Genomic DNA, 4684 nt, shown 5'->3' on the forward strand with positions numbered 1-4684 from the left:
GGGCGGCGCGGGCACAGCGCAATCACTTAGCATGTTGTTATCATGCGTGGGTATCCTTGAAAGTGAAAGCTCAAGAACTGGGCCAGACCCTGTATGCCGTGCGGGAGAGTTTGTTTAGTCATTACCTTCGCGCTGAACTACAAAACCCTCATGTCACGGCTTGTTAAGGTCCAAAGCGTAAGTCCTGTTGGCTAATCTCATCGTGCTCGTCGGTATCGAAGGAGCGGCTGAGGTCAAGCTGTGCGACCGCTTCGACTTCCTGGTTTGCTCTTAGTAACTTCAGGTGAATCTGCCGGACGATGCCTAAGGTAATGAGCCCAAAACTCCCGCTGGCAAGGAGAAAGAGAACAACGACGCCAACGAGAAGCCAACCATTCATCTGTCGTTGGGTCTCATACGTGCGTAGTACGATAAGCCGATACAGTGGCATCAGCTTCTCGATCGGCTTGATGACCTCCGAGTGTATCGCTGGCCACTCATCTTCCAACAGCAACGCAATGGGATTCTTCTCGTCTCCTGCATACGCCTGCTCAAGCTTCTCTAACAGCGGAGCGACCAAGGTCATCCCCGCTTCCAAGCGAGCCCGCGCTTCCTGCGCTTCTTCACTCAGATCGCTGGACAAGGGTTGGGTGCGAAACTCTTCCCACAATCGGGGGAGTTCTTTCTTGACATCTTTCAGATGATTCGCTGAGCCAACGAACGGCAAGTGTCCAAGCACCACGCCTGCCATACGGAACCGCACATCCTTAAAGTTACTGTGCAGTTCCTGGAGTAAGGCAAGCGACACTACGCTGTCATGGTACACACGATCTAACGCCCGTACGCCTTGACGGGCGGTAAAAATTGCCACGCTGCCAAGCAGGGCCAAGCTCAGAATGCCGAGCATCATGACCGCATAGAGACGATCACGAATACTGAGCGTGTTCCGTGAAGTGGTCCGCAGAGCACTGAGACACAGTGCCCCCATCGACCCAACCACGGAGAGCCACGCTCGCATCCGAGAGGTGGTGGGTGGTATTGGCATGCAAGTGAGAGGTGGAAGGAAAAACTATTCCGTTGGATAGTGCTTATCTTCCCAGGCAGGTATGCCGTCCCTAAACCAGTGAACCTGGGTGTACCCGGCTTTGATAGCCTCCGTTGCTCCCTTGTAGCTTTTCCAGCATGGTGAGCCGTTGCAATAAAATACTAACGACTTGTTCTTGTCTAACGGTAGTCCGCCGACATTGAACGAATCCTCTGAGTCAACTTTCGACACCCGAGCGAACTTCTCTTTATACGGAACGTTGATTGCCCCTTTGATATGTTTTTCCGCGTACTCAGAGGCCACACGCGTATCGACAAAGGAAGTCCCATTATCATACAGGGCTTTGGCCTTCTCAGCAGAGACCATGGTGCCTCCAGGTATTCTCTGGGGGGTCTCCTCAACAGCCAACGCAGGCTGAGTCGAGAGGGACAAGAACAGGCTCAAAGCGGTTGCGACGCACAAGGTTTTCACCATAACCTCTCCTTTCTTTTTCAAAAAAGTCACAGAAAGTTGGCCAATTCGTCTCGCAAGTTGAATCGGCTCTGAAGAGGCAGGCTTTAATACGAAAACCTTGAGTCGAGAGCGCTCATCTGTGTCAAAATTTTGACAATGACTTCGCAGTATGCAAACGAGGATTCGCAAACAGGAAGGCTCTATATTGGGGAAAGCCAGCATTCGGGAGCATGCAGACGTACCTGCGGATATGTCTCCTGAATGCCAGGTTTTATGATACTCGGACAGAACAATACGACTACTCCTGATCTTCAAAATCACTACGCTCGTAGCGTCCGGAAAAATGCCCGTACGTCTTTCACGAGTTGCTCGGGCTCTTCTGCATGCGCGAAGTGACCACCTGCGGTCATGATGCTCCAGTGCTTGAGATTGTAATACTGCTCAGCCCAACGCCTCGGTGGGAGTAACAATTCCTTCGGAAAGATCGCAACTCCCGTCGGGGCTTCGACCACCGGCGATCGATTATGCGCCGGGGTCCACGGACGATGCCGCGCTTCGTAGTAGTAACGCACCGAAGTCACAAAACTCTCTGTGACCCAATAGATCATCAGCGTCGTAAGCAGGTCGTCTTTGGAAAAGCGCTTTTCCACATTGCCACCACAGTCGCTCCAGTTGCGTCGTCGCTCGACAATCCACGCGGCTAAAGCAGCCGGTGAATCGTGCATGCCATACGCCAGCGTCTGTGGATCAGCCGTTTGCACTGCAAGGTGACTTGAGATGGTTGGCGCAGCTTCTTGCATACGCGCATACCATTTCTTCTCATCAGGGGCGTAATCACTCTCGGCTGGCAGTGAGCGCTTGGTAATAAAGTCTAACGCCACAGCAAGATTGACATGAATGCCGATCAGCGCCTGCGGATATTGATGTCCGAGTTGCGTGGTGACGATTGCTCCCCAATCCCCACCTTGCGCAGCAAACTTTTTGTAACCGAGCACATCTTGCATCAGCTTCACCCACAGGTCCGCCGTGCGCCAGAAGTTGATGCCTGGTGTCGTCAGCGGCGTAGAAAAGCCGTAGCCGGGCAGTGATGGCACAACGACATCAAACGCATCCGCAGGGTCGCCACCAAACGCCGCAGGGTCAGCCAGCGGGCGAATGATTTTGCGTAAATCCCAGAACGTCCACGGCCACCCATGCGTCAGAATAAGCGGGATTGGCTTTGGACCTTTACCTGGTTCGTGAATGAAATGAATAGGCACATCTTCAATGGTGACCTTATAATTGGCGAAGGTGTTCATCTCCGTTTCGTGCTTGCGCCAGTCGTAGCCGTCACGCCAGTAGGCGACGAGTTCTTTCAAGTAGGCGGCGTTAGCGCCATACTGCCAATTGTCATTGGCAAAATCATTCGGCCAGCGTATGCGCGAGAGGCGCTCGCGCAGGTCCGTAAGGGTTGATTCGGGGATCGCGATAGTGAATGGAGTTTTTTGCATACAGATCTCCTTTATTAGCTGCGTTTGGATTACCTAGAGCTTTGGATAGATGCGACGATGGCGAGCACAGCCCGCCCTACCTGAAGCCCACGAGGTTACGTAGGGCGGGCTGTGCCCGCCACGAGCGCCACCAATCCCATAGTTTGGGGAATGTAGCACAGAGGAAGCTTAATGATCGTGGAGTTTAAGCCCAGCCCGCTCCCAGCGCACTGTAGCGACACGCCCAAGCCCAGACTCCGTAATGTACAACGTTCGATAATCCTCACCACCAAAGCAACAGTTCGTAAGTCGACGATCTTCAACGGTAACCAGTGAGAGCGGTTTCCCATCAGGCGCATGCACCGACACCACGCCACCATTATGCGCACAAATCAACATATTTCCCGCTTCATCCACGCACATGCCATCCGGCGCTGCGGGTTGGGGTACCGTGGTCAACAGTGCGGAGATTGGCCAGGAGCGTGGTGCTCCAGAACGTGCGCCAGCGTCAACCTGCCCAAGCACGCCAGGACTTTCAATGGGAATGCCCCACACGCGGCTGGTCAGCGACTCCAAAACAATGAGGGTCTTCTCATCGTGACTCAAGGCAATGCCATTAGGTAACAGGAAGAGATACTGCATACGTTTCACTGAGCTGCCATCGCGGCGCGCGTAGTACAGATGACCAAATTTGGTGCCGTCACGCGTCAACGGACCTGGGTCAGTGAAGTAAAACCCACCGTGCGCATCCATCACCAAATCGTTCGGTCCTTGAAACGGCTGGCCGTCACAGTTGGCATACAAGGTTTCGACCTTCCCCTGTGGATCGATACGCTGGATATAGCCAGGATTCTTCCCGCCGTTATTGGTGACGTAGAGATAGCCATCAGGGCCGAGCGCTGCGCCATTCGGAGCACCGCCAGTCTCGGCAAAGGTACGTTTCTTCCCATCTGGTGCAATCGCGGTAATGCGACCGCCACCAATTTCCGTCACATAGAGTGTCCCATCCGGCCCCCAAACCGGACCTTCGGGAAACCGTAATCCATCAGTGAGAACTTGTGGTGTCATATTCTCTCTCCTGACACGTACATATGCTGATGTCGAGGCGGAGTCTATCGCAGGTAAGGGCAGGACGGCAATGAAAAAAGGAGTCGTATGAGAGATGCATACCCAAGTACAGAGTTGACATGACGATGTTCTTGCGATGTCATGCGCAAACGCTATGAGACACCGGCGGTTATTCTTCATCTTTTCCTTTTTTCTTGGAGTTTTCGTTTTCAGCACAGGAAGCGTTCACGGTCAGTATGAGGTAGAAGAAAAATCCCCAGTTTGGGTGCGCGGCTTGTTCGATTTCCGTATCGCTGGCGGCAGCAAAGCTCCAAGCTGGACAGACCGTGGCCCTGGGAAACTTCGCTATGGAGGACGATCGACAGCAACTGGCTTTGACCACGTTACACGGCTCGCCGTCGCTCAGCTCGCATTTGAAATAGGCGCGGTGTTGCCTGGAGATCTCGTTGCCCGTGCACAACTCAATTGGGAACATGAAACCGTCAATGCGAACCGCCCGTTACTGGTCGAAGCATTTCTCCGCAAAGAATGGGGCAGTGGAAACCACGGATGGAGCCTCCAAGGTGGTGTCCTCACCGCGCCTTTCTCTTTAGAGAGTGTTTTGAAAAAGGGATTGGTAAGCTTGAGGGATGAATACACTGCCGCGAGTTTATCCAACGGACCTGACCAT

Annotated in this window: 5 protein-coding genes; 1 reads left to right on the forward strand and 4 read right to left on the reverse strand. The window is 53.4% G+C overall.

Annotated elements, in window-relative coordinates:
- Positions 1 to 163 precede the first annotated feature (163 nt).
- From FJ147_27345 to FJ147_27360, 4 genes are all read right to left on the reverse strand, one after another.
- The gene (locus FJ147_27345) at positions 164 to 1024 is read right to left on the reverse strand and encodes a hypothetical protein (protein MBM4259600.1); all 861 of its coding nucleotides are present in this window, start codon (positions 1022 to 1024) and stop codon (positions 164 to 166) included.
- Between the two features lie 24 nt (positions 1025 to 1048).
- Positions 1049 to 1699, reverse strand: coding sequence for a rhodanese-like domain-containing protein (locus FJ147_27350; protein MBM4259601.1), 651 nt, complete (start codon positions 1697 to 1699; stop codon positions 1049 to 1051).
- A gap of 98 nt (positions 1700 to 1797) precedes the next feature.
- Positions 1798 to 2967, reverse strand: a complete 1170-nt coding sequence (locus FJ147_27355; protein MBM4259602.1) for an epoxide hydrolase — start codon at positions 2965 to 2967, stop codon at positions 1798 to 1800.
- A 168-nt stretch (positions 2968 to 3135) separates the two neighbouring features.
- Entirely contained in the window at positions 3136 to 4194 is a 1059-nt protein-coding gene (locus FJ147_27360) for an SMP-30/gluconolactonase/LRE family protein (GenBank protein ID MBM4259603.1), read from the reverse strand.
- Positions 4195 to 4288: 94 nt separating this feature from the next.
- Here FJ147_27360 and FJ147_27365 point away from each other — a divergent pair.
- Positions 4289 to 4684 (forward strand): hypothetical protein (locus tag FJ147_27365; protein MBM4259604.1); only part of this gene is annotated, 396 nt, incomplete at its 3' end.

Source organism: Deltaproteobacteria bacterium (genome assembly GCA_016874775.1).
In the GTDB taxonomy this organism is placed as follows: Bacteria; Desulfobacterota; Binatia; order Bin18; family Bin18; genus VGTJ01.